The 24,546-nt window shown below is 53.8% G+C and carries 23 protein-coding genes; 8 read left to right on the top strand and 15 right to left on the bottom strand.

Annotated features, from left to right (window positions below):
• Positions 1-83 precede the first annotated feature (83 nt).
• Positions 84-1,163, bottom strand: a complete 1,080-nt coding sequence (locus HF324_RS14345; protein ID WP_168860115.1) for a 3-oxoacyl-ACP synthase III family protein — start codon at positions 1,161-1,163, stop codon at positions 84-86.
• Between the two features lie 285 nt (positions 1,164-1,448).
• Between HF324_RS14345 and HF324_RS14340 the strand changes: the two genes are divergently transcribed.
• Positions 1,449-1,808: a SnoaL-like domain-containing protein gene (locus tag HF324_RS14340; RefSeq protein WP_168860114.1), complete on the top strand. Its 360-nt coding sequence runs from the start codon at positions 1,449-1,451 to the stop codon at positions 1,806-1,808.
• A 54-nt stretch (positions 1,809-1,862) separates the two neighbouring features.
• On the opposite strand, the gene HF324_RS14335 is transcribed toward HF324_RS14340, so the two are convergent.
• Positions 1,863-2,861, bottom strand: coding sequence for a sterol desaturase family protein (locus tag HF324_RS14335; RefSeq protein WP_168860113.1), 999 nt, complete (start codon positions 2,859-2,861; stop codon positions 1,863-1,865).
• A gap of 89 nt (positions 2,862-2,950) precedes the next feature.
• Here HF324_RS14335 and HF324_RS14330 point away from each other — a divergent pair, with 89 nt between their 5' ends.
• Positions 2,951-3,859, top strand: a complete 909-nt coding sequence (locus HF324_RS14330) for an alpha/beta fold hydrolase (RefSeq protein ID WP_168860112.1) — start codon at positions 2,951-2,953, stop codon at positions 3,857-3,859.
• A gap of 82 nt (positions 3,860-3,941) precedes the next feature.
• The gene (locus HF324_RS14325) at positions 3,942-5,045 is read left to right on the top strand and encodes a metallophosphoesterase (RefSeq protein ID WP_258539526.1); all 1,104 of its coding nucleotides are present in this window, start codon (positions 3,942-3,944) and stop codon (positions 5,043-5,045) included.
• A 103-nt stretch (positions 5,046-5,148) separates the two neighbouring features.
• Here the strand turns inward: HF324_RS14325 and HF324_RS14320 are convergent, their stop codons facing one another.
• The 6 genes from HF324_RS14320 to HF324_RS14295 form a co-directional block, all read right to left on the bottom strand.
• Positions 5,149-5,526 (bottom strand): VOC family protein, encoded by a 378-nt coding sequence (locus tag HF324_RS14320; protein ID WP_168803130.1) that lies wholly within the window; start codon positions 5,524-5,526, stop codon positions 5,149-5,151.
• Between the two features lie 181 nt (positions 5,527-5,707).
• Complete coding sequence (locus tag HF324_RS14315; RefSeq protein ID WP_168860111.1) at positions 5,708-6,439, bottom strand: glucosamine-6-phosphate deaminase; 732 nt, start codon at positions 6,437-6,439, stop codon at positions 5,708-5,710.
• Positions 6,440-6,491: 52 nt separating this feature from the next.
• Positions 6,492-7,928 (bottom strand): Gfo/Idh/MocA family oxidoreductase, encoded by a 1,437-nt coding sequence (locus HF324_RS14310; protein WP_168860110.1) that lies wholly within the window; start codon positions 7,926-7,928, stop codon positions 6,492-6,494.
• A gap of 7 nt (positions 7,929-7,935) precedes the next feature.
• A complete protein-coding gene (locus HF324_RS14305) occupies positions 7,936-9,996 on the bottom strand; it encodes an alpha/beta hydrolase family protein (RefSeq protein WP_168860109.1) in 2,061 nt (686 codons plus the stop codon).
• A gap of 28 nt (positions 9,997-10,024) precedes the next feature.
• Positions 10,025-11,575: a SusD/RagB family nutrient-binding outer membrane lipoprotein gene (locus HF324_RS14300; protein WP_168860108.1), complete on the bottom strand. Its 1,551-nt coding sequence runs from the start codon at positions 11,573-11,575 to the stop codon at positions 10,025-10,027.
• An 18-nt stretch (positions 11,576-11,593) separates the two neighbouring features.
• The gene (locus HF324_RS14295; RefSeq protein WP_168860107.1) at positions 11,594-14,698 is read right to left on the bottom strand and encodes a SusC/RagA family TonB-linked outer membrane protein; all 3,105 of its coding nucleotides are present in this window, start codon (positions 14,696-14,698) and stop codon (positions 11,594-11,596) included.
• Positions 14,699-14,837: 139 nt separating this feature from the next.
• Here HF324_RS14295 and HF324_RS14290 point away from each other — a divergent pair, with 139 nt between their 5' ends.
• The gene (locus HF324_RS14290) at positions 14,838-15,854 is read left to right on the top strand and encodes a LacI family DNA-binding transcriptional regulator (protein ID WP_168803124.1); all 1,017 of its coding nucleotides are present in this window, start codon (positions 14,838-14,840) and stop codon (positions 15,852-15,854) included.
• A gap of 62 nt (positions 15,855-15,916) precedes the next feature.
• On the top strand, positions 15,917-16,297 hold the full coding sequence (locus tag HF324_RS33410; RefSeq protein WP_168860106.1) for a hypothetical protein: 381 nt from the start codon (positions 15,917-15,919) through the stop codon (positions 16,295-16,297).
• Here HF324_RS33410 and HF324_RS14285 read toward each other — a convergent pair whose 3' ends face one another.
• On the bottom strand, positions 16,298-16,648 hold the full coding sequence (locus tag HF324_RS14285; protein ID WP_168803122.1) for an iron chaperone: 351 nt from the start codon (positions 16,646-16,648) through the stop codon (positions 16,298-16,300).
• 122 nt (positions 16,649-16,770) lie between these two features.
• Here HF324_RS14285 and HF324_RS14280 point away from each other — a divergent pair, with 122 nt between their 5' ends.
• Entirely contained in the window at positions 16,771-17,487 is a 717-nt protein-coding gene (locus HF324_RS14280; protein ID WP_168803121.1) for an SDR family oxidoreductase, read from the top strand.
• 1 nt (position 17,488) lies between these two features.
• Here the strand turns inward: HF324_RS14280 and HF324_RS14275 are convergent, their stop codons facing one another.
• From HF324_RS14275 to HF324_RS14250, 6 genes are all read right to left on the bottom strand, one after another.
• Positions 17,489-18,421 (bottom strand): NADP-dependent oxidoreductase, encoded by a 933-nt coding sequence (locus tag HF324_RS14275; RefSeq protein WP_168803120.1) that lies wholly within the window; start codon positions 18,419-18,421, stop codon positions 17,489-17,491.
• A 150-nt stretch (positions 18,422-18,571) separates the two neighbouring features.
• On the bottom strand, positions 18,572-19,906 hold the full coding sequence (locus tag HF324_RS14270; protein WP_168860105.1) for an MBL fold metallo-hydrolase: 1,335 nt from the start codon (positions 19,904-19,906) through the stop codon (positions 18,572-18,574).
• Positions 19,907-19,918: 12 nt separating this feature from the next.
• Positions 19,919-20,341 (bottom strand): DUF6691 family protein, encoded by a 423-nt coding sequence (locus HF324_RS14265; RefSeq protein WP_168803118.1) that lies wholly within the window; start codon positions 20,339-20,341, stop codon positions 19,919-19,921.
• Between the two features lie 13 nt (positions 20,342-20,354).
• Positions 20,355-20,924: a YeeE/YedE family protein gene (locus HF324_RS14260; RefSeq protein ID WP_220101317.1), complete on the bottom strand. Its 570-nt coding sequence runs from the start codon at positions 20,922-20,924 to the stop codon at positions 20,355-20,357.
• A gap of 83 nt (positions 20,925-21,007) precedes the next feature.
• Entirely contained in the window at positions 21,008-21,805 is a 798-nt protein-coding gene (locus tag HF324_RS14255; protein WP_168803117.1) for a sulfite exporter TauE/SafE family protein, read from the bottom strand.
• Between the two features lie 68 nt (positions 21,806-21,873).
• The gene (locus HF324_RS14250) at positions 21,874-22,521 is read right to left on the bottom strand and encodes a Crp/Fnr family transcriptional regulator (protein WP_168803116.1); all 648 of its coding nucleotides are present in this window, start codon (positions 22,519-22,521) and stop codon (positions 21,874-21,876) included.
• A gap of 134 nt (positions 22,522-22,655) precedes the next feature.
• Between HF324_RS14250 and HF324_RS14245 the strand changes: the two genes are divergently transcribed.
• Together HF324_RS14245 and HF324_RS14240 are read left to right on the top strand one after the other, a co-directional pair.
• Complete coding sequence (locus tag HF324_RS14245) at positions 22,656-23,054, top strand: HYC_CC_PP family protein (protein WP_168803115.1); 399 nt, start codon at positions 22,656-22,658, stop codon at positions 23,052-23,054.
• Positions 23,055-23,256: 202 nt separating this feature from the next.
• The gene (locus tag HF324_RS14240) at positions 23,257-24,546 is read left to right on the top strand and encodes an efflux RND transporter permease subunit (protein WP_168860104.1); all 1,290 of its coding nucleotides are present in this window, start codon (positions 23,257-23,259) and stop codon (positions 24,544-24,546) included.

The following is a 24,546-nucleotide window of genomic DNA, read 5'->3' as shown; positions in this document are numbered from 1 at the left end:
ATTGTTGAGCAGCAAAAATGCAACAATTACTCCGCCGAAAACAGACGCAGTTTTTTAATTTTTGACCATATCAGATGAGCTGGCTACATCCGGTAACAAACCGCGTTGATGTTCATCCCGGCGCCTACTGACGCAAACACGATCACGTCGCCCGGATGCAGGGTATGTTCCGGCAGCGCGCCTTTGCGGACCATGTCGAACAGGGTGGGAATGGTAGCCACGGAACTGTTGCCCAGCTCATGAATATTCATGGGCATAACGCTGGCCAGGTCCGGTGTGAGGTCGTACAGTTTGTACAGCGCTTTGATGATGGCTTCATCCAGCTTTTCATTGGCCTGGTGGATAAATATTTTCTTTATCTGCGAGATGGGAATACCGGTGGCGTCGATGCAGGCTTTGATGGCTTCCGGCACATGTTTGAGGGCGAACTCGTACACCCGCCGCCCCTGCATTTTTACGTATTTAATACCGCTGTCGTCCTCCGGGGAGTTGGAGACGCCGGTACTGATGTAGTTTAATTCCTGTATCGCGTAGGTTTGTGCGGCGGCCGCGAGGATGCCCGGCCCGCCGGCTGTTGCTTCGGCGGCTTCCAGCACCATGGCGCCTGCGCCATCGCTGAAGATCATACTGTCACGGTCGTGGCCGTCCAGCACGCGGCTCAGCACTTCTGCCCCGATGACGAGGCAACGTTTGGCGACGCCTGCGCGGATGAAGGCATCAGCTTGTATCACGCCCTGCAACCAGCCGGGGCAGCCGAAGAGGATATCGTAGGCCACGCAGTTGGGGTTACGGATACCGAGAATGTGTTTCACACGGGCCGCCAGTGAAGGCACGGCACCCGACTGTATAGAACCCTGTTCCACGTCCCCGAAGTTATGCGCCACGATCAGCTGATCGATGGTTTCCGGGTCTGTGCCGGCGTCTTCCAGCGCCTTTTGCGCAGCCCATGCTGCAATTTCGGAGGTATGCTGATCGTCCGTTACATAACGGCGCTCTCCAATGCCGGTGATCTGCCGGAACTTATTGACAATTTCTTCGCCCGGTGTATCAATAGCCACCTGCTGGGCATCATAAAAGCGATTGGGAATAAAGTCCCTGTTCAGTTTAGCGACTGCGGGAATAAAGCTGCCAGATCCTTTGATAATAGTGTTGGTCGTGTTCAATGTCCGAGTTTAATTTTTTGATAAAAGGCAAATAGGCTCGTCACCCACATGCGATTCATCCGGTTGCAGGGCGGATGGCATGTGCCCTTCTGTGCATATAGTGTGCAGAAAAAATCCTGCCGTGTTTGCGGCTCATCAGACTTCGAAAGCAATTATATCCCCCTGAAGGTACTTTTTTTGACGGATAAAAACTAATGCGGCCCGAACAATATCTGACCGCAGTGGCGAAAAGACGGCCCGATTTTTTGTTAACTTTAAATCCAAACACTTATAAACCATATCAATATGACAATCCAGGAAATCGCCCAACGCCTTGCGGCTTACTGCGAAAAAGAAGATTACACGGGCGCCCACAAAGAACTGTATGCGGAAGATGCCATCAGCATTGAACCGGAAGCCATGGGTGGCTTTGAGAAAGAAACCAAAGGCCTGCAAAATATCATCCGTAAGGGAGAGATGTTCATGGACCTGATAGAAGCATCCTACGGCGTAAAAATATCGCCACCGCTGATCGCCGGTAATGCTATCGCTTTCACGCTCACCATGGATACGAAATTTAAAGGCAGGGAGCGGGGCACTTTCGAAGAGCTCTGTGTATATGTGGTAAAAGACGGAAAAATCATTTCAGAACAATTCTTCCTCTAGGGAACGCTTTGCTGAACAAATAGCCCGGGGCATTGCTCCGGGCTATTTTATTAATCAGACTGCAGCCGCCGACATCTCTTCCCGGTACGCTTTTTTAACCACCTTCGCCGTCTTATGATCACCGGTATGGCTCCATCCCGGTGGCATAACGATATACAGCAGTTTGTTGACAATTCCCGGCGCCCTGCGGATATCTTTCCACAAACAGTACAATTCCCCAAAATACACATCCAGCAAATTCCCCGGGTCCATCTCGCGCGTGATACCATATTGTATGCTGACCTCTTTCTTCTCCGGCTGGAAAGTACCGAATACCTTGTCCCATATATTGAGCAGGTTACAGAAATTGGTATCCATATATTCCGGGTTCTTCGCGTGATGCACCCGGTGATACGACGGTGTAAGAATGATCCGGTTCAGAAACCCCATCCTGCCGTCGGGCAGGATGTTCTCCCCCACATGGATAAAGGCGCCCCAGGTACCGTCTATAAACATAATCAGGAACAGCATCGGCGGGTTCACGCCGGCCAGTATACAAATAGAAGTACGGATCACATCTGCATACGGCGCCTCCAAAAAAAAGTGCGCATAGGTAACAGACAGGTTCATCGCTACCGGCGCGTGGTGCGTGGAATGCAGGCACCAGAAAATACGGACCTTATGCCCCAGGTAATGATAGATAAAATGTGCGAACTCCCATACCACGTAGCCGTAGATAAACCAGTACCAGGTAAACGTGGTCTGAAAAGGCGCTATTTTTTCAAACACCCCGATACAAAAAGCAATGGCGGCGATGGAAATAAACCGGGAGATAAATCGATTAAGCACAAAGATCAAAAAAGGAATTTTGTAGTCTTCTATCTTAAAACGCTTGTAGATCAGTGCGCGGGCAACTTCTATCAGCAGTAGAAAAGGTATCACCGGTGAAATCACCCAAAGGATACCGTTCAGCGTGAGCAATGAGGAATAGTTGCCGGTACGGTACAGTTCAAGCAGGTTTCCGATACCCAGGAAAGAAATCACCTCCTGGTACAAAGTGTGGAAAATGGCCATAACAGGATAATTAAAAAGATCAGTAACGCGGAAAAACTTCTCCCGGAAAATAATATAAATTCGGGAAGATTTTACCCGAAATTATTCTTATGAGAAAATTTTCTATCCTGCTGACTTTACTATTGTCTGCAACCCTGCTCAGCTCCTCCCAGTCGACCGACTCCATCCGTACCTCCTGGGGCCACCTGTACTATCACCGCTACGGCAAAGGAGAACCTATTCTGGTACTATCCGGCGGACCGGGCAACTCCTGCCTGCAACAGGCGGGGGTAGCAGCGGAACTGGGAAAAACGCACCAGGCCATCCTGCTGGAACAAAGAGGTACAGGCCTTTCTATACCCGTGCCGATGGACTCCACCACCATCAACCTGAAAGCGGCTGTTGACGACGTGCGCCTGCTGCTGGACCACCTGCACCTCCCCCGCGTGACCATCTACGGCCACTCCTGGGGCGCCATGCTGGCCATGAACTTCGCCGTCACCTACCCGCAACGCGTCAGAAAACTGGTACTGGCATGCCCCGGTTATTACAAATTCGATCCCGGCTTTTTTGCCACCCACATCAACAACCTGAAGGTCAGAATGGGCCTGTCGGAGATCGGCCGTTATGATTCGCTCGACAAAAAACTCAAAGCAAACCAGGCCACCAAAGCAGATTCAGCGGAATATAACCGCATCATCCGCATGTCCTACATCTTTGACAAAAGGATGATCGACAGCATGCTGAAACAAATCGACGTGGCGCCTTCCAACACTACCATGCAGGGTCTCATGATCCAGGACCTGAACCGCATCCACTATGATCTGAGTAAAACACTGCCCCGGTACAAAGGCCCTATGTATGTGATCGGCGGTGCACAGGATGCCCTGTCGTTCTATACGTACGAGCTGAAACAGGTACACCCCTCAGCCATCCTTTACTGGATACAGGGCTCCGGCCACTTCCCCATGTTCGAACAACAGCAGGCTTTCTTCGAAACGCTGAAAAAAACTCTGTGACCCTCACTGTTCCCGGGGTTCACGCCCCGGGACTTTTATGAAAATTTCCATTATCTTGTCGCCCGAGTTAATCTAAAACCCGTTGTCAAATCCAATTAAAAGAGCACTGGCCCGGCTGGTGATCCGGATGTCCGACCGCCTGTCGTCCCGCCCGGATAAAAATGCGGTATTCAAATCCCTGTCGCAGCTGCACGACCGTATCCTGAAAGGGAAAAAGGACAGCGGCCTGCTGGTGCCGTTTGACCTGCAACAGGGCCGTTTCATTATTTTCTCCGACCAGCATAAAGGCTGCCGCGATGCTGCCGATGACTTCAAAAGCGCGGCTGACAACTATATTGAAGCATTACAGCACTATTACGATCATGGCTATACGCTGATCAACCTGGGCGATTGCGAGGAGCTCTGGGAAAACAAACCATCGGCTGTTCTGCAGCACAACAGCCCTCCCCTGCAGGCGGAAGCACGCTTTCTGCAGAAGAAACGCTACTACCGCATCTTCGGCAACCACGACCTGGAGTGGCACTACGTGGTGCCCCGCCGCCAGTTCCTGCAACCGCTGTTCGGAAAAAAACTGAGGGTTTACGAGGGACTGATACTGCAAACACAATATAACGGCAACGCCCACGGTATTTTCCTGGCGCATGGCCATCAGGGCGATAAACGCAGCGATGGCAACGCTTTCAGCAAATGGTTCGTGGCAGCCATCTGGACGCCGGTACAACGGCTCCTGGATATACACCCCGATACGCTGTCGGAATCCTTTGACCTTGTAGACGCCCACAATATCATCATGTATGAATGGAGCGTGCAACTACCGCGCACGTTATTCATCTCAGGCCATACCCACAAACCAGTCTTTGCATCGCTGGACCATATCGACCGGCTCAGCAAACAACTGGAGCGGGCCATGGCCGACAACGACCAGACCACCATTGCCGCGTTGCAAACCGAACTGCGCCGGCGACAGGAGGAATATGCGGGTAAACAGTTCGTTAAAACGATGGCGTACCCCACCTATTTCAATACCGGCTGTTGCTGCTTCAGCGATGGCGACATTACAGGCATAGAGATCGCCGACGGCTTCGTCCGCCTCATCAAATGGAGCGCTAAAAACAATACAGCAGCCAATCGTAGTGTGCTGGAAGAAGCACCGCTGTACTACCTTTTTGATCAGCTCCAACCATAACAATTTGGTTATTTTTTTATTTTGTCATTTGGTCATTTGGCGTCCGGTGTCAGTGCAAAACGGATCAAATGACAAAATGACAAAATAAAAAAATAACCAAATGCTATTGTTGGAGTACAGAGATAATATTCCCTGCCGGGTCTGCAAACCAGGCGATAGCCATGCCCCGCTCTTTATCCCTGAAAATACCTTTTTCATCGGTCCCTATTTCACCTTCATATTGCAGGAAGCGGATGCCTTTCTGCGTAAGCTGTTCCACAGCATCGTCCACATTGTCTACAACAAAATTCAGCACGGTGAAAGTCGCCGGTTCATGATTTGGCTTGGGATAGAGAAACACTTTAGGTCCGCTGTCCACCTTTAACTCCAGTCCTTCGGCGGTTTCGGCGACATCCAAGCCTACTTTGTCCTGGTAAAACTGTTTAGCCTGTTGCAGATCATTGACGGAAAAGCTGCTGAAAGCCCCTGAATGTTTAAGCATAAGCGAAGGTTTAAAAAATGAGGAATATCTCAGCTCCTCAATTTTGTAACCAGAAAACCTGCAGATCAGGATGAGGCCGTCTTTTTGGGGTGATGGGGTTTGGGGTGATGGGGGTATAAAATGAAAAGGCAGCAGGCCATTAACCATACGACGCCTGCTGCCTGTAAGCCACCAGTCTGCCTTATGCCAGCAGTGCCGCTGCTGCAGTATCGAGATAAAAAGTACAATGCGGGTGTTGTTGCAGAATACTGGCCGGGAACAGGTTGCTGACCGGCTGTTCCAGGCTGTTTTTGACAGCCCTGGCCTTTCTTTCGCCAGGCACTGAACAGATGATCTGTTTAGATAACATGATCTGGTGTACCGACATGCTGATGGCCTGTGCCGGCACATCGGCCGCGGTTGCGAACCATCCTTCGTTGGCCTGCTGCTGCCGGCAGGCTTCGTCCAGGTTCACCACCAGGTAAGGCGCTTTGGTGGTAAAATCAGCCGGAGGATCATTGAAAGCGAGGTGACCATTTTCTCCTACGCCTACCAGCGCTACATCAATAGGATGCGCCTGTATCAAAGCCGCCAGCCGGGCTATTTCCGCCTCCGGGTCTGTTTCCCCGTCGATCAGGTAAGCGGCTTTCAGCGGGCTAACCTGCTGCAGAAAACGTTCTTTCAGGTATTTCCGGAAGCTGGCCGGGTGGGTCACCGGCAGCCCGATGTATTCGTCGAGGTGGAACATCACCACCTTGCTCCATTCGATATCGGCCGTTATCAGCTCACGAAGGGTTTCAAACTGACTGGTACCGGTGGCGAGGATAACATTCGCCTGTCCTTTTTCATGGATAGCCTGGTTGATCAGGGCAGCCGCATCCTGGCCGGCTGACGTCCCCAATTCCTGCGGGTTGTTGGATCGGATGATTTTCATGTATATGCTTTTTTTAGTCGTGACGATGAAATTGTTTGTTATCGGGAGCGGATCACTTTTTCTTCATTACACCGGTGGTGCCGCCCTGTGCCAGGGAGATATCTACCGGCTGGTTTTTCTTCCACGATCCCCCGGTGAAGTCAGGGACATCAATGGAATTGGAGCGGTGGTTGACGGACCATTCGCTGAGGGGCCATACGGCGCTCCAGGTGGCGGCGTCATAAACGTCCATGTCCATCGGCAGACCGTTACGCAGGCAGTCTATCAGGCGCCAGTCCATCATAAAGTCCATACCGCCGTGGCCTCCTACCTGTTTGGCCATCTCTCCCACTTTGCGGACGATGGCCGGCATATACTGCTCTTCCAGTTTTTTGAACTCGTCGTCGCTGAGCCATCCTTCGTGGCTGGTGGAGATACGGGCGGGCAGCGGATATTTCTGTGCCGTGGCTTTGGTGCCGCTGACCAGGTGAATGCGGGAGTAAGGCCGCGGGGAGGTCACGTCATGCTGCACCATAATGGTTTTGCCTTTGCGGGTGCGGATCGTGGATACGTTCATGTTACCCCTGAAATGCGCTTTGGTGAACTGCTGAAAGAAATTGTCTTTCGCTGCCAGTTCCACGGCGCGGTCATGCATCATAAAATCATTGGAGGAAACAGACACCAGGTACTCCATGCTGTCGCCCCGGTTGATATTGAGCACCTGGCATACCGGCCCCAGTCCGTGCGTGGGATAGAGGTTACCGTTATGTTTGGCATTTTCGCGGAGGCGCCAGTTGTCATACCGTTTTGTTCTGTCGAACATGCTTTCGAAGATATCATGGATATAGGCGCCTTCGCAGTGGATGATTTCTCCGAAGAAACCCTGGCGCGCCATATTGAGCGTGAGCAGTTCAAAGAAATCGTAGCAGCAGTTCTCCAGCATCACGCAGTGTTTGCGGGTGCGTTCGGATGTTTCCACGAGGCGCCAGCAGTCTTCCAGCGTATAGGCGGCCGGTATTTCCGTGGCCACATGTTTGCCATGTTCCATGGCATATACGGCGATGGGCGTATGCAGTTCCCACGGCGTGGCGATATATATCAGGTCGATGTCATCCCGTTCGCACATTTTTTTCCAGGCGTCGGCAGACCCCGTGTATTCGTGGGGGTGATAACCGCTGTTGGCGATCCGTTTTTTGGCTTCTGCTATTTTCTCCGGGCGGATGTCGCAGAGGGCTTTTACTTCGATGCCCTGCAGCCAGGTGATACGTTCCACGGCTGCCCCGCCCCTGTTGCCCAGTCCGACGTAACCGATGCGAACGGTATCAATTTTAGGGGCGGCATAGCCGCACATATTAAAGCGTTGCTTACGGGCTTGTTGCGCCTGTTGCAGCAGGTTGTCCGGTATGCCGGCGGCGTGAGCTGTTCCGATGCCCGGCAGTACGGCGCTGCCGGTAAGACCGATACCGGCGAGGCCTGCCAGTTTGAGAAAATCCCTGCGGTTATTTTTCATATGCATATTATTTTTCGACGTTATCGTTGTTATCTGTGGTGCGGACGATGAGCTGTCCGCGCTGGCGGCAGCGTTTGCGCAGTTCCTGGAACTCATCGCGGTAGAATTTAAGCGGTAGTCCGCCGACCGGGTTGCCGGACATGTCTACCGGCGCTATCAGCTCCACCTCCCGGCCGGTGAGCGCGGCGGCCAGCGACACGTCGCCCCATGGCAGGATGCCGGGCACGTGGATGGCCATGTTAAAATAATCGACGCCCTGCCTGTTGGCGAACTGGTAACTGACGGGGCTGTTATGTGCCACCACTTTGTGCACGCCGCTTTCCATCGCAGCGGCGAAAAGGCTGGCCATACCGGTTTCCTTGTATCCTTCAAGGATGATGCGTTTTACCCCGTAATGGCTGCGGAGGAAGCCGGTTAGCAACCGCAGATCGTTGGCCCATTTACCTTGCAGGGTATGCCCCAGCCAGAGGGCGCTGCGTGACAAGGTATGAAAGCGTGGCAGGCTGCCATCGGTTTTAGTGGCCGTTTCGGAGCTTTGTTCACCGGTACCCCACAGGTCGGCCAGCACCAGGCCATAACCCTGTGCCAGCAGCGCGTCTATGCGGTCGGAAGGGATACTGTCTTTCCCGCCGCTGTGGCTCAGCACCACATAACCGTTTTCCCTTTTGCGGGGTTTGCGGTGCAGCAGCGGCAGCAGTTCTCCGTCTGTTGTCTCCAGCGCCAGCCTGTCCCATCCCTCTTCCGGCGTATAGGTATGTAATTTTTTCAGTTGCAGTGGTTGTTCCGCTTTCAGCACAGCTTTTAAAGCGGCCCTTTTTTCTTTTACGTCGAGGCGGTCATGTCCCAGCATGTTAGCGCGCCATTCGCTGCCAGCCTGGCGGCACCAGGCGGCGGTGCTGAGCACATTACTGTCCCGCTGTAACGCGGGGAACGTGAGCAGCTGCCGTTCGGGCAGCAATGCCGTATTGGGCAGCGGTACCGCGTCGCCGTTGCCGGTATGTTTCAGGTGCTGATCAAACCATCCCAGCATGGTACTGCGTATCTCCGGCCAGTAGCCGTGGGTGGTATCAAAGAGCTGGTACTGCAGGCGGTCGCCGGCCTTCAGCAGTTGAAACAGCGGCATGGCCGCTTTATAGCTGCGCAGCATCTCCGAAGGATAGAAGGATTTGCTGGCGTCTTTTTCCGCGTTGCATATTTTCAGCGCCCTGGGCGCCGCCATAGCGAGGATGCCGGCTTCTTCGGTGAAGGTGAGGCCGGAAGGCAGCAGCTCGCAGACACAGTTACTGTTAAGGATATACGCTTCGAAGGTACCTACGCTGACCACCGGTACTGCGGCTTTAACCCGTTCATCCATGGCCGTTAGCCACATGGTCTGGTTACCGCCGCCGCTGGCGCCGGTGGCGCCGATCCGTTTTTTGTCTGTCTGCGGCAGGCTGCACAGCAGGTCTACCCCGCGTATATTGTCGGTCAGCTGCATGCCCATCAGTGTGACGCCGGCGTTCATCAGGGAGGCGCCGAGGTTAGCGCCGTGGTATTCAGCCGTACCGGGCGTGGTGGTCCGCTCTCCTGCGCCCCAGGCATCGATATTCAGGCAGATATAGCCGTGGCTGGCCAGTTCATGGGCGGTGGCCTGCACCATATCACCGGTGCGGGCGCCGGGCCAGTGGCCGTGCATATTGATTACCGCGGGGAAGGGACCCGGACCGTCCGGCATATACAGATTGGCGGTAGCGTATACACCGGGCCGGGTCTGGAAAGCGATATTACGGATGCTGTATCCCTGCCGCTGTATACGGCCGGTTTCTTTTGTATCGAGCGGCAACGTATGGTCTTCCTGCATACCGGTTTCCCGGACAATCCTTTCCCGCAGCTCCTGCCGCCAGGCGGTCCACCCTTCGGTGGTTTGCGGAAGCGTGGTATGCCGCTGAAAGGCGGCAGCAGCTTCCAGCTTCAGCTGCCTGACGGCAATATCCTCCCGTTCAGCAGGAAGCACTCTGGGCAACGGCCGCCCTACAGCCAGAAAAAGCGAAGACATGACCATGAAAAACTGCGCTATCGTATTCAACATCCAATGAATTTAACTATTTACAACAAGGCTATTCTACGTCCCACCACAACCGGGTGGCGGCGTTATCGGGGCCTCCCAGCAGCTGTATCCCTTTCTTCAGCTCGGCGCCGTTGGTGGTTGCTTCTGCTGAAGGATAAGGCAACCGTTTGATAAAGGCGCCGGCAGGCAGGTCTGCATTATCTGACTGCAATACCGGGTACATCTTCGGGTAACCGCTGCGGCGGAACTCAGCCCACCCTTCCATCCCGTCGGGATAGATGGCGATCCATTTCTGCGTGCCGATCTGCTGCCGTTGCACATTGGCCGCCGTCCCGAATTTCACCGGGATGTCGGCCACAGCCGGCGAATTGGCGACATCGCCCGGCGCCGCAGGCAGGGCGGCGGACTGTTTATAGGCATTGATGACAGCAGCGTCTGTAACGCCCCACTGCTGCATGCTTGTCTCAATCCCTTTTTCATAGAGCGCCTGCGCGGCACCGCCCATATTCCAGCCGTTGACAGCCCCTTCTGCCCGCAGGAAATAAGCTTCTGCAGCATAGAGCACCGTCTGGGAAGCTTCCAGCAGGGGCAGCCATGCGGTACCGTTCCAGGTAGCCCAGTAAGTGCCCGCGTTGGAAGTTTGGTCTGCCTGGTTCAGCGGGTTATTGAGCGCCACTGCCGGGGAGCCGTTACGCACGCTCCTGAAGGCGCCGTTTCCAACGGCCGGCTGGTACATTTTGTTCATCCGCGGATCATTATATCCTTTTAGATAAGACAACATGGTGGAACTCATGCTAAACTCGTTATAGGAAGCTACCCTGGCCAAACCGTTGCCATCGTTACCGCTGAGCGAGCGTTTTAGTTTAGCCGTATGCGTAATATCTGTCATTACGCCGGCAGCAACAGCCGCTTCGGCTTCCTGTTTGGCCCTGTCGGGCTGTACCCGGGAAATACGCAACGCCAGCCGCAGCCGCAACGTATTGGCGAACCGTATCCACTGCTGCACGTCGCCGCCATAGATCAGGTCATAATTGCCGAACACATTGCTGACGCCCGCCTGTTGCAGGGCTTTCACGGCATGGTCCAGCCGTTTGAAAAAATCATCGTAGATCTTGTCCTGCGCGTCGTAGGCGATCACGTCCTGTGCTTTACCGGCATCAAAATACGGTACCGGCCCGAAATAATCAGTCATATGATGAAACACGTACACCCACATGATTTCGGCCAGCGCATATTCCCCGGAGGCGGGCTGGGCATTTTCAAAGATGGTGCGTAGCTGGGGGACGGTCTGCACGTAGGTCACAATCCCCGGACGCGGCAGCCAGCCGTCGTTGATCAGGTAACGGTCGGTCTGGAAGCTGGTGGTATTCAGCGCAAAATATTGAGCATACAGATCGGCGTACAGGTTCTGCGTGGTCTGGTAATAGCCCTGGTTAACGGCGGCAGCCGACTGGGCTTTGGAGAACATAAACGGCATTTCCCTGAGACCTGCCTCGGTAAGTGTGCCGGGATTGGTATTCAGTTCATCGAAATTTTTGGTACAGCCGTTCAGTGCAGCAGCCATTACCAGCGGAAGAATATATCGGAATTGTTTTTTCATGGCAGTTGATTTTAGCGGCTAAAAAGATACGTTCACGTTGAAACCGAAGCTGCGTACCGCAGGCAGCAGACCGGCTTCTATGCCCTGGTAGTTGCTGGCGCCGATGGCCATTTCCGGGTCTACCGGGAGGGTACGTTTGCCGACGCCGGGAATATCCAGCAATGACTTACCCCTGTACAGGAAGAACAGGTTCCTTCCGGTGAGCGCTACCCTGGCTGATTTCAGCACTTTATTATTCAACTTGAAATCATAGGCGACAGACAGCTCCCGCAGGCGGAAGTTAGTGGCGCTGTAAGTAAAGAACTCGCCGTAAGCGTTGCGGCCGCCCTGTGACACGGTCGTCCAGAGATCTTCGGCCTTGATAGCCACATTGTTGGGAGAGCCGTCGGGCAGTACGCCGGGCAATACCAGGCCGCCATCGCGGAAACGGGTGGTATAGTCGGCCACGCCGTAAGCCGCGAGGATCGCGTCGGTGCCGGATACCAGCACACCGCCTACCCTGCCGTCTATCAGGAATGACAGGGAGAGGTCTTTATACTTCAGCTGGTTGCCCCAGCCCAGGGTAAAGTCAGGATTAAAGTTGCCCAGTTTCTGGTTGGCCGTTACCACCGGCAGACCGCTGGCATTCACCATGCGCTGACCGGTTTTTTCGTCGCGGCTCCAGGTGTAACCGTAGATATCGCCGTAAGAGCCGCCCGGCTTGATCAGCAGGCTGCCAAAATTATCCGAGGGCGACAGGTCGGCCTGGTCCACGCCCGGCGCCAGCGACAGCACCTTGTTTTTATTGGTGGCATAATTCAGCGTGGTATTCCAGCTGAAATGATCATTACGTACAGGCGTAGCTGTTACCATCACTTCTACCCCCCTGTTTTCGATGTTACCGGCGTTGATGTACTGGTTGTCGAAACCGCTGGCCTGTGGCAGGCCGATATAGATCAACTGGTTGATGGTATTATTTTTATAGATGGTAGCGTCCACACCGAGACGGCCATCGAGGAAACGCGCTTCCAGTCCTGCTTCATAGGACTTGGTCTGTTCCGGTTTCAGGTTCCTGATGGCTTTGGTGAAGCTTCTGGACACAAAACCGTTGCCTGCGCCTATGCTGTAATCATAGGTCTGTAGCAGCAGGTAGGGGTCTGCATCATTACCCACCTGGGTATACGAGGCACGCACCTTTCCGAAAGAAACCCAGGAAGGCATTTTAATCATATCGGACAAAACAGCGGACAGGCCTACAGACGGGTAAAAGTAGCTGTAGGGGCTGGGCAGTGTGGAAGACCAGTCGTTGCGTGCGCTCACGTCCAGGTAGAGGTATTGTTTAAAATCCAGCTGGGCGCTGCCATACACGGATTGTATTTCTTTTTTGACGGTGGTATTGGAGAATGCCGGCGCGGAGGCGAAGTTCAGGTTGAACTGATTGGGGATGCTCAGGCCATTGGCGATGGACTGGGTGTTATATCCCCGGCTTGTCAGCACGCTGCCGCCCACGTTGTAGCTGATATGAAAACTGTTGGAAAGGGTGTTGTTACCGGACAACAGCAGGTCCATGTTACGTTCCCAGTGGTTGACATATGCTTCGAGATAGCGGCCGCCCGGTTGTACGGGGAAGGCCACGGTACCGTCGTAGTAGGAAGCGGTGATTTTATCATCGTAACGGTCAAGGCTATATCTTCCCTGCACGCTGAGCCAGTCGCGCAGCTGGTATTTGGCAGATCCCATGAGCATGATGCGGTTGCGGGACTCGTTGACGCTGTTGCGGTGCACGTCCCAGTATGGGTTCTGGAAGGTGGAAGAATTGGTCCAGTAAATGGGATATGGTTTCCCGGTGGCATCTCTTCCTTCGAAGTGCCTCAGCGAATCGGGACTGAGGTCGCGGGGCATGATATAGGCCTCGTTGGCCACGCCCTGGTCTCCCACGCGGGGTTTGTTTTTGATATCCTGGCTTACGTAGGTCAGTTTCACATCGGTAGTAAGGCGGGGCAGTACTTCCGCGTTCACCCGAAGGTTGAGCGTATTACGTTGCAGGCTGTTTTTGGGATAGATGCCGGTAACGGAATTATTCGCGTAGGAAGCGTATCCCTTCAGTTTATCGGTACCGCCGGACACGTCGACTGCGTTGTTCACCGCCGTACCGGTATTAAAGAAACCTTTTACGTTGCTGGCGTAGGTCTGTGCCGGCGCGCCCCAGCTGTTGCCCGCACGGGCGCCGTACTGGCCGCCGTTGCCCCGGCCGTAGGTGTTCTGGAACTTCATGAGCAGGTTGGGCTGATCGATGGACACGCCGCCATTGTAGTGCATGGCCAGTTTGCCGCTTTTACCGCTTTTGGTGGTGATGATCAGCGCGCCGTTGGCAGCGCGGCTGCCATAGAGCGCTGCCGCAGCGGGGCCTTTCAGCACGTTGATGGATTCCACGTCCTGCGGGTTGATGCTGGCCGCGCCATCGCTGCCGGAATAACCGCTGGAGGTGCCTTTAGGCTGTGTGGCCACCGTATTGGCGGAACCGCCGCCGGCCGTCTCTGTGCTCATGGTATTATCAATGGGTACGCCGTCTACCACTATCAGGGCGTTGTTATTGCCACTGATGGAGCGGTTGCCGCGGAGTACTACCCTCACCGCGCCACCGGGGCCGGAGGCTGCCGGTGTCACCACCGCGCCGGCCACTTTACCGTTGAGCGTATTCATAATATTAGCGCCCGGATCTTTCACAGCATTGATGCTTTCGGTGCCCAGCTGCTGGGTGGCGTACCCCAGGGAGCGGGTCTTGCGTTCGATGCCCAGTGCCGTAACGACTACTTCGCTGAGGCTGGAGGAGCTTTCGCTGAGCGTTACGTCGATGGTGGTTTTGCCGCCTGCCGGTATTTCCTGGCGGGTATATCCCACAAAAGAAAATACGAGGGTGGCGTTGGCGGGCACGGAGAGCGAATAAGTACCGTCAGCGCTGCTGGTAACGCCCTGTGTGGTACCTTTAACGGTGATGGTAACGCCGGGAAGCGGCGCTTTGGAAACAGCATCTCTGACAGTGCCTTTAACAGGCGAATTTTGCGCTGCCAGTTGGCCGGACAGCGCCATGAACAGACATAGCAGCAGGTAAGGGAATAGGTCGCGGCAATTACAGTTCTTCATACGCTCGAATTTTAATGAGTGATTCCTGGTTGGTTTCGTTGCTAAAACGTGTCCCCAAAATACGTAGCCTCGAAACGTTTTGCCGGAATTTCACCGGTAACGTTACCGAAAACGTCGGTGATTTCTTATATTCGGGCATATGCGCCGACACTATGCTACGATAAAAGATATTGCCCGGGCGTTGAATATATCTGTATCAACGGTTTCACGGGCGCTGCGGGACACTTATGACGTGAATGCCGAAACCCGGCGGATGGTACTGGACAAGGCGGCAGAACTCAATTACCGGCCCAATTTCAATGCCACCGGCCTGGTAAAAAACAGTTCCCATAACCTGGCCGTATTACTGCCGGCCATCACCAACTACTATTTCTCCACGGTATTTACCGGTATACAGGAAGTGGCTTACCGTCATGGCTATAACCTTATCCTGCACGTGACCAACGACGATGCGGAACGGGAGCTGAGCATCATCCGCAACCTGTCTTTCAGCAGCCTCGACGGCATGCTGGTATCTGTATCCTCGCAGGCAGACGCCTGCGACCATTTCCAGGAAATTATCGACGACGGAGTGCCGGTCGTGTTTTTTGACCGTGTGGCCGAACATGTCAGGACCAGCAAAGTGATGCAGGACGATTACAACGGCGCTTTTGAAGCCACAGAACACCTGATCGCCAAAGGGTACCGCCGCATTGCGCACCTGGCAGGGCCACAGGGATTAACCTTCACGGCTAACCGGCTACAGGGATACCTGGATGCATTGCGCAAACATAAACTGCCGGTGCAGGAATCATGGATCATTCATTCCGGCTTCGCACAGGATAGCGGGTACCAGGACTTTCAGCAGCTATGGCAGCTGCGGTCTAAACCGGACGCCATTTTTGCGGTCAACGACCGTAAGGCTGTCGGCGCCATGCTGGCCATGAAAGAAAAGAAAATTATTCCGGGTAAAGATGTAGGTGTGATCGGCTTTACCAACGACCCGGTTTCGGCGATCATCTCCCCTTCGCTCAGCACCATAGCAGAACCAGCCTATGAGATCGGCAGGGTAAGTTGCCAGCTGCTACTGAATCATATCAGGAAGAAGAATTTTGTAGCGGAGGAAGTAGTGCTGCCAGGGAAGCTGATAGAAAGGGAATCGACGCAAAGGGGATAGTTAATTTTAATATCATGTGCAACGGCAAATATTTCCGGCTTAGATCCAGGCAAAATACCTCTGTGCAAACAAAGCAATTGTTCCCACTGTCTCTTTGTTTTGTTTTCCTGGCAGCCTGTAATATCACGCCTGTCGGACCTGTGGAGGAATTATCGAGGAGTTATTCTCCCGACAGCAGTAAATGTCTGTTGTTCTATCAGCATCAGCAAGGCGCCTGGGACGGCGACCATGCCTGTCTGGTTACCATAATAAAAGCTACTGACACTTTAACGGCAACAGAAAAATCGCCTGCTGTGGCGGTTTATTATTTAGACAGCGTTTATTGGAAAGCAAACGACTCAGCAGTGATACTGGAAAAATATACCGCATCTGTTCATAAAGGGCAACCACCCTACCGTGACACCACGATCAGGGGAATTAGCATACAAGTCCGGCATCGTTAGTTACTCCGCCAGTGCTTTCACCCTATACTTCACAATCTTTCTGATCAGCGCTGCCGGTAGCGGTTTGTCTACCGGGAACTGGATAGCGCCTTTCGAAGTCTTGTAAGCAGTCAGGTCGTCCTGGAAAATTTCGATAGCGGCGCCGCCGGGATAAAAGCCGATATGACTTTTATAGCCGGCAAACCATACCAGCACCTTATTCAGTTTAAACGCCGGTATGTTATAACTAATCACTTCCGTGGCTTTGGGCGCCGCTTTGCGGATAATTTCGCGGATCTCCTGCGCCTTATCGATGCTGGTTTCCGGCAGCGTGGCCAGGTATTCGTCGGTAGTTGTGAATTTAGTTCCCATCGTCGTTAGATTGTACTGCAAACTTACAAATACTGCCGCAGCCGTGCGCGGTGTCAATACGACAAATACAGGGGCATATGCCGCCATAAATGACTATTTTGGGGAACCTATTTTTGATACAGATGACAAACAGCCAACAACCAAAGATCTGTCTTATCACCGGCGCCAGCAGTGGTATCGGTTATGCGATCGCCCGCGCGCTGGCAGCAGAGGGCCACACCGTAGTAATTACCGCCCGCCGGCAGGAGCGGCTGCAGGAACTGGATGCCGCCAATGTGACGATGATGGCCGGCGACCTTACCGATCCCGGCTTCCAGGAGCAGGTGGTCAATACTGTTTTTGACACTTACGGCCGCTGCGATTATCTCTTTAACTGTGCCGGCAGCATTGAAGCGGGCCCGGTTGAAAGCATTGATATCGATAAGATGTCGGCCATGATACGCCTGAACGTGGAAGCGACTTTCAGGCTGACTTACCTGGTATTGAAACGTTTTAAGGCGCAGGGCTCCGGACATGTGATCAACCTGTCGAGCGTGATGGGAACAAAAGTGCGGCCCACGGCCGGCGCTTATGCCGCCACCAAGTTTGCCATGGAAGCGCTGTCCGAAGCGCTGCGGATGGAGCTGGCAGGTACCGCCATCAACATCTCCTGTATAGAACCCGGACTGGTGATGACGGAACTGCACAAGGACTGGGCCGTGCATCCCAGGGAAAGTATGGGCATCCATGATCCGCTCACGGTAGAGGATATCGTCCGTACGGTGAAGTTTATTATGGAACAGCCCTCACATGTGCGCATTCCGAAACTGATGATCCTGCCGGGCCATCACCAGATATGAGTTACGGAATCACAACCACTTTACCGCGGGTGCTGCCGCTGGCGATCTGCTGATGGGCTTTCGCCATATCGGCAAACGGGTAAGTGGCGGATACATGAGAGGTGAGTCTGCCGCGCTCCAGCAAGTCTGCCAGCAGCCGCATATCTTTTCCGCTGGACGCCACCATGATAAAATAACCGTTTTTATGCTGAGCGGCGGCCTTCTCTCCCACCGCCTCACGTAGTCCGCTGGGCAGGCTGATGATGGTGCCCTGCGGCCGCAGCGTTCTCAGGGAACGGTCAATGTAATCGCCGCCCATGGTGTCCAATACGAAGTCCAGGTCATGATAACGATCTTCAAACGGGGCTGATTTGTAATCGAAATGCTCATCTGCCCCGAGCCCCAGCACAAAATCACGGTTGGCCGCAGAAGCGGTACCGATCACGTAGGCGCCTGCCGCTTTTGCCAGCTGTACCGCGTAATGCCCCACGCCGCCGGCAGCGGCATGTATCAATACTTTGTCACCGGGATGAATAGTGGTGCTTGCGAAAGCCTGTAGCGCTGTCAACGCCGCCAGTGTGGCCGCTGCGGCTTCCTCGTGGGAAATGCCGGCCGGTTTATGCGCCAGTTGCTCCGCCGGCGCCGCTACATATTCAGCGTACGCTTTACCATGGCCGGGGAAATTGACCATGCCGAATACCTCGTCTCCCGCTTTGAACAACGGAGAATGAGACGCGGTAACAACCCCGGAAATATCCCACCCCAGGATGAGCGGGTCTTCTGCCTGCAGTTTGGTGAACATTCCTTTACCGCTACGGGTCTTTATGTCTACCGGGTTAATGCTGATGGCTTTTACCTGTACCAGCACTTCGCCGGCTGCGATCTCCGGTTCCGGTAAGGTGGTATGTACGAGTTGGTCAACATCTCCTGCGCCTTTTAATATGATTGCTTCCATGGCTGTCGAATTAATTTATGACAAATGTAAGCCTCCCGCCGCCTCTTTTTGCTGTACAATCCTGATATAAATCTGTAAAAATACCAGATACCTCCCATAAAAAAAGCGGCCTGGAAAACCAGGCCGCATACGGATATATATTCGTTAACATTAAAACGTTTTGATGTCTTCGCCGAGGTCGTACACCGGCGTTTTTTCCTTCAGTGCGTCGGCCACGATGCTGCTGCCTGCCGCGCTGCGGTAACCGCCGGCGCAATGCACGACGATCGGTTTCTCCAATGGTATTTCGTGTATCCGTTCCCGTAACTGGTCCAGCGGAATGGCCATGGAGCCGGGCAGTAAAGCGCCCGCCTTCGTTTCGCTGTCCATGCGCACGTCTATGATCGTGAACTGTTCGGGATGCGCGCGGAGCTGGTCCAGCGGTACAGGGTCCATTGTCTCGGAGCCGCCGGAATACACCGTTCCGCCGCGTATCATGCTTTCATAGCCGATGCTGGCCGCTCTGCGCAGCGCTTCCTTTAACTGTGCCATATCTGCGGCTATCAGGTAAAACGCTTCTCCCGGCGTCACTACGCTGCCCAGCCACGTTTCAAACTTACCGTTCAGCTGCAGATTGATGGCGTGCGGTAAATGACTTTGTTTAAAAGCGGCGGCCGGACGTGTATCCACCAGCAGCACATCGCCTTTCAAAGCAGCGCCGGTTGTAACCACCGGCACCTCTTCCAGCGCGGTTGCCAGCGCTGGCGCCCCTTTCCGGTTGATGTCCACGTCATACGGGAAGTATTTCGGGATATAGGGCTGCTGGGACAACAGCTCCGCCACAAAAGCGTCTTCTGTGTAGTCCTGTAAACTCCAGTTGGTCAGTTTTTCCGCACCGATGGTGCTGTGATTGGCTTCACTCAGCGATTTACCGCACAGCGTACCGGCGCCATGGGCAGGATACACCTGCGTATTGTCCGGCAGGGTCATCAACTTCTCCCGCAGGGAATGATACATTTGTTTTGCCAGGTCGGCACGGGTAGCGGTCAGGTTACCTGCTTTCTCGCGCAGGTCCGGCCGGCCGCAGTCGCCGATGAACAGCGTATCGCCGGTGAATACCGCTTTCACCACGCCTTTTTCTTCCAGCACAATGCTGATGCTGTCCGGCGAATGGCCCGGCGTATTCAGGGCTTTGAATGTCAGCTCCCCTGTTTGTATAGTATGTCCTTCATCGAAAGCCGTATGCGGATAGGCGGCGCCTACCAGCGCGGAACAGTAGATGGTAGCCCCGGTGGCCTGATGCAGCTCCAGGTGGCTGCTCACAAAATCGGCATGCGGATGCGTCTCTATCACGCCGGTGATTTTAGCGTTCCTGGCTGCCGCGAACTCCACATAAGGCGTTACATCCCTGGCAGGGTCTATCAGTATCACTGCTCCTGCCTTTTCGCTGTACACTGCATAGGAATAATGGGACAGTCCCTTATCTTCAAATTGTCTGATCTCCATAGCTATATATTTTTAATGTGGTAATTGATCACGGAAACGGCCATACACCCAGGTGCCGGCGATGGCGCTCAGCAAAGTGACGGCGACTACGGTGGCGCCTACACCAATCTGGGCGAACAGCGGCCCGGGGCAAGCGCCTGTAACAGCCCAGCCCAGGCCGAATATTAAACCACCATAGATTTGTCCTTTGTTGAATTTTTTAGGATGAAACACTACTGTTTCTCCCTCCAGCGTTTTGATATTATATTTTTTGATGAGCCACACCGATAACATACCCACCACGACTGCACTACCGATCACCCCATACATATGGAAGGACTGCAGCCGGAACATTTCCTGGATACGGAACCAGCTGATCACTTCCGCTTTCACAAAAATGATTCCGAACAAAGTGCCGATCACCAGGTATTTTAATTGACTAAACCATGTATTCATAAAAAAGTCAGCATTACAATGAAAGAATAAAAGGCAGTATCAGGTTAGCCATCACAAAGCCGCCGATCATAAAACAGATGGTGGCTACCAGTGAAGGCCATTGCAGGGTGGAAAGCCCCATGATGGCGTGACCGCTGGTGCAACCACCGGCGTAACGGGTGCCGAAGCCCACCAGGAAACCACCGCCGACCATCATCAGCAGACCACGGACGGATAAGAGCGCGGGCCAGTTGAACAGCTGACCGGGTACCAGCGAGTGAAAATCCGTAATGCCATATTGAGCCAGGTCAGTCACCAGTTTGGGATTTACCGCCACCGGCGCCGGATTGGCCAGCAGCGTACCGGCGATGATACCGCCTAACAGGATGCCCCCTACGAAAAGAAGGTTCCAGGCCTCTTTCTTCCAGTCGTACTGAAAGAAGGGCACTTTTGCCGGTATGCACGCCGCACAGATATGCCGCAGCGAAGAACTGATACCAAAAGATTTGTTGCCCACCAGCAGCAACACCGGCACGGTAAGCCCGATCAGCGGGCCTGCGATATACCAGGGCCAGGGTTGTTGTAAAAATTCAAGGATCGTCATTTAATATGTGTGTTTATATTACGATTACAAAGGTGTGGCAATACGTTCACGAACATGGTGACAATTGTTACACAAGCCTTTTCTTATTTCAGCACTGTTTCCAGCAGAATGATGTAAACGCCCATGGCCAGTACAAACCAGCCGAAACCACGCTTCAGCTTCTCCCCTGGTATCCTCCGGGAAAGCAGCCCGCCGGCTATCACCCCGGCCACGGCAATACCCGTCAATGTCAGCAGCAGCAGCCAGTTGATGCCTGCGTGCCCGGTATCACCCATAAAACCAATCAGCGTACTCATGGCCATGATCATCAGGGAGGTGCCTACCGCCGTTTTCATGGGCAGGCCGGCCATCATGATCAGCGCCGGGATGATCATAAATCCGCCGCCGGCGCCCAGCAGGCCCGTTACAAAGCCGATCAGCGTGCCATAGAGCGCCAGCCGTACTTTTCCGGAAGGGGTCATCGGCCTGGCCGTTTGCGGCTCTTTGGTGCGCCCCAGGATCATAGAGAAAGACGCCAGCAGCATCAGGCCTGCAAACAGCAGCATGACCGCCAGTTCCCGGGTGACCATCCATCCGCCGATGCTGAAAAGTTCAGCCGGCAGGACCGGCATCACATAACGCCTCGTCATCCATACCGCTGCAATAGAGGGTATGCCAAACAATAACGCCACCGGCACATTCACACGTTGTTTCCGGTAGCTGCCCACCGCGCCCACCAGGCTGGTGGCGCCTACGATGAACAGCGAGTAGGAAGTAGCGGCCGCCGGTGTAATACCGAAGAGATACACCAGCACCGGCAGGGTCAGCACAGACCCGCCGCCGCCTATGAGGCCCAGCGATACGCCAATCAACGCCGCAGCGATATAACCTATAATTTCCATCTGTTACATATTTGCTTTACTATCCATACAAAAGTACGGACCTCCCAAAGCAAACTCTGTGACTTAGGTTACACAGGCAATACTTCTATAGAATTCCTGTTGAGTTTGACAATGCCTTTCTGTTCCAGTTTTTTCAGCAAACGGGAAACGACTTCCCGGGACGAGTTGAGATCAGTGGCGATCTCCTGGTGGGTTAATTTCAATTCCAGGGTGCCCAGTTTGGTGGCCTGGGAACGGATGTAGGACAAAAGACGCTCGTCCATGTTTTTAAATACGGTGCTGTCCAATACGCTCAGCACCTCTTCGAAGCGGCGGCGGTAAGATTCGATCACAAACTGGTACCAGCTTTTGTAATCTTTCATCAGCGCTTCCATATACCGTACAGGTATCATCAGCACCACGGAGTCTTCCACGGCTTTGGCCATCACCTCGCTCGCTTTACCGGAGGCCACGCATACCATAGAAATGGCGCAGGCGTCGCCCGGCTCCAGGTAATACATAAAAAATTCGCCTATATCTTCCCCTTCCCGGTACAATTTGATCCTGCCTTCCAGCACCAGTACCGTGTATTTAATGTACTGGCCCTGCTGCATCAGCACCGTACCGGCAGGCACTGCCTGTAAGACCCCTATCTCCGACAGATGTGCTTTCAGCGCGTTGTCCAGCGCAGGGAAATGAGCGTTGAGGTATTCCAGAATATCCGATTTAGCATCCATAGTACGCGCGATATGGTTACAAGGTACAAAAAAGCCCGCGATCAGGGAGCAGCAGGGACATCATCACAAAAAAATATAAAAGAACTTAAAATTATATAACAAACATTCCGCTACTTACGGCTACTTTTGTCCGCATGAAGAAAGTCCTCACACTCGTTTTACTGCTGCTGTACGTTGGCACCTCCACCGGGGCCACGTTCCACATGCACTACTGCATGGGCAAGCTGGTAAAGATAGCGCTGTGGCATGGGGACAACAAAAAATGCAGCCACTGTGAGACAGACCTGAGCAAGGGATGCCCTAAAAAATGCTGCAAAGATGAGCATAAGACCGTCAAGCTGGAGAAAGACCAGAAAGTGACCGCTCACGCCCTTCATTTCCTGCAGATGCCTGTAGCGGACGTACCTGTGAGCTATGTACTGCTGCCGCCTGCTAAAATAGTGCCGCTGGCGACTGCGCATCCGGTGAGCCATGCACCACCTTACAGCAGTAAAGTACAGCCCTATATCCTGCATTGTATTTTCCGCGTGTGATACCCCTTTCCGCAGAATGGCAAGCCTGCCGTTCCTGATTTACCGCCCTTTTTATTTCTGTTTTTTCCGGGAGATAACTGACTCCTCCGTGCGACGTGTAGCCTGTGCCGTTATACACCACCGCCGGCGGTATGCAGTCCCCGACAGACCTTGTGCCCGCAGTGGTTTCTGTTATCTTCTGGTACCCATTGAATTAACATATATGGTACATCGAATTATCGAATGGTCGCTGCGCAACCGCTTCATTGTGCTGGTACTGGCCACCGCCCTGTTTGCCTGGGGCATCTATGCCGTCAAAAAAAATCCTATCGACGCCATCCCCGACCTGTCGGAGAACCAGGTGATCGTATTCACCGAATGGATGGGCCGCGGCCCGCAGCTGATAGAAGACCAGATCACCTATCCGCTGGTGACCAACCTCCAGGGACTGCCCAAAATCAAATATGTGCGCGGCTCCTCCATGTTCGGCATGAGCTTTATCTATGTCATCTTCCATGATGATGTGGACATCTACTGGGCCCGCGAAAGAGTGCTGGAAAGGCTCAGCACCGTGTCCCGTACCCTGCCCGCCGGCGTTTCGCCGCAGCTGGGCCCCGACGGCACCGGCGTAGGCCATATACTCTGGTATACGCTCGACGCCCCGCAGATGGATCTCGGCGAACAACGGGCGTTGCAGGACTGGTACGTTAAATTCGCCCTGCAAAATGTGGAAGGCGTCAGCGAAATCGCCTCCTTCGGCGGCTTCCAGAAACAATACCAGATCACCGTAGATCCCAACAAACTGCTATACTACCGCCTTTCCGTACCGGAAGTGATCAACGCCGTCCGGACCAACAACAACGAGTCCGGCGGCCGCAAATTTGAAATCAGCGACATCGGTTACATCATCAAGACCTCCGGCTACCTGAAATCGGCCGAAGAAATTGCCGACATCCCCGTCAAAACACAGAACAGCATCCCGATACGCGTGGCCGACGTGGCCACCGTGCAGATGACCGGTGAAACACGCCTCGGCATCTTCGACCAGGACGGCGAAGGAGAACGTGTAGGCGGCATCGTGGTGATGCGCTACGGCGAAAATGCTGCGGAAGTGATCGATCGCGTGAAAGCCAAAATGAAAGAAGTGGCCAAAGGTCTCCCCGAAAACGTGAAGTTCGATATCGTGTACGACCGCGGGGAACTGATCAAAGAATCCGTAGACTCCATCCGGCACACGCTGATCGAAGAGATGATCGTGGTGTCTGTGGTGGTGATCATCTTCCTGTTCCACTGGCGCAGCGCCCTCAGCATCATCATACAGATACCTATCACCCTGGCCGCCAGCTTCCTGCTGCTCAACGCCTTCGGCATCTCCTCCAATATCATGTCGCTCACCGGTATCGCACTGGCCATCGGCGTGATCGTGGACAACGGGATCATCATGAGTGAAAACGCCTATAAACATCTGTCCGAACGGTACGCCAGCTGGCAGGAACAACAAAAAAACAAATAA

This window comes from Chitinophaga oryzae (genome assembly GCF_012516375.2).
Taxonomy (GTDB): Bacteria; Bacteroidota; Bacteroidia; order Chitinophagales; family Chitinophagaceae; genus Chitinophaga; species Chitinophaga oryzae.
Note: the sequence above shows the minus strand (reverse complement) of the source record. Positions and strands in the feature narration are given on the sequence as shown.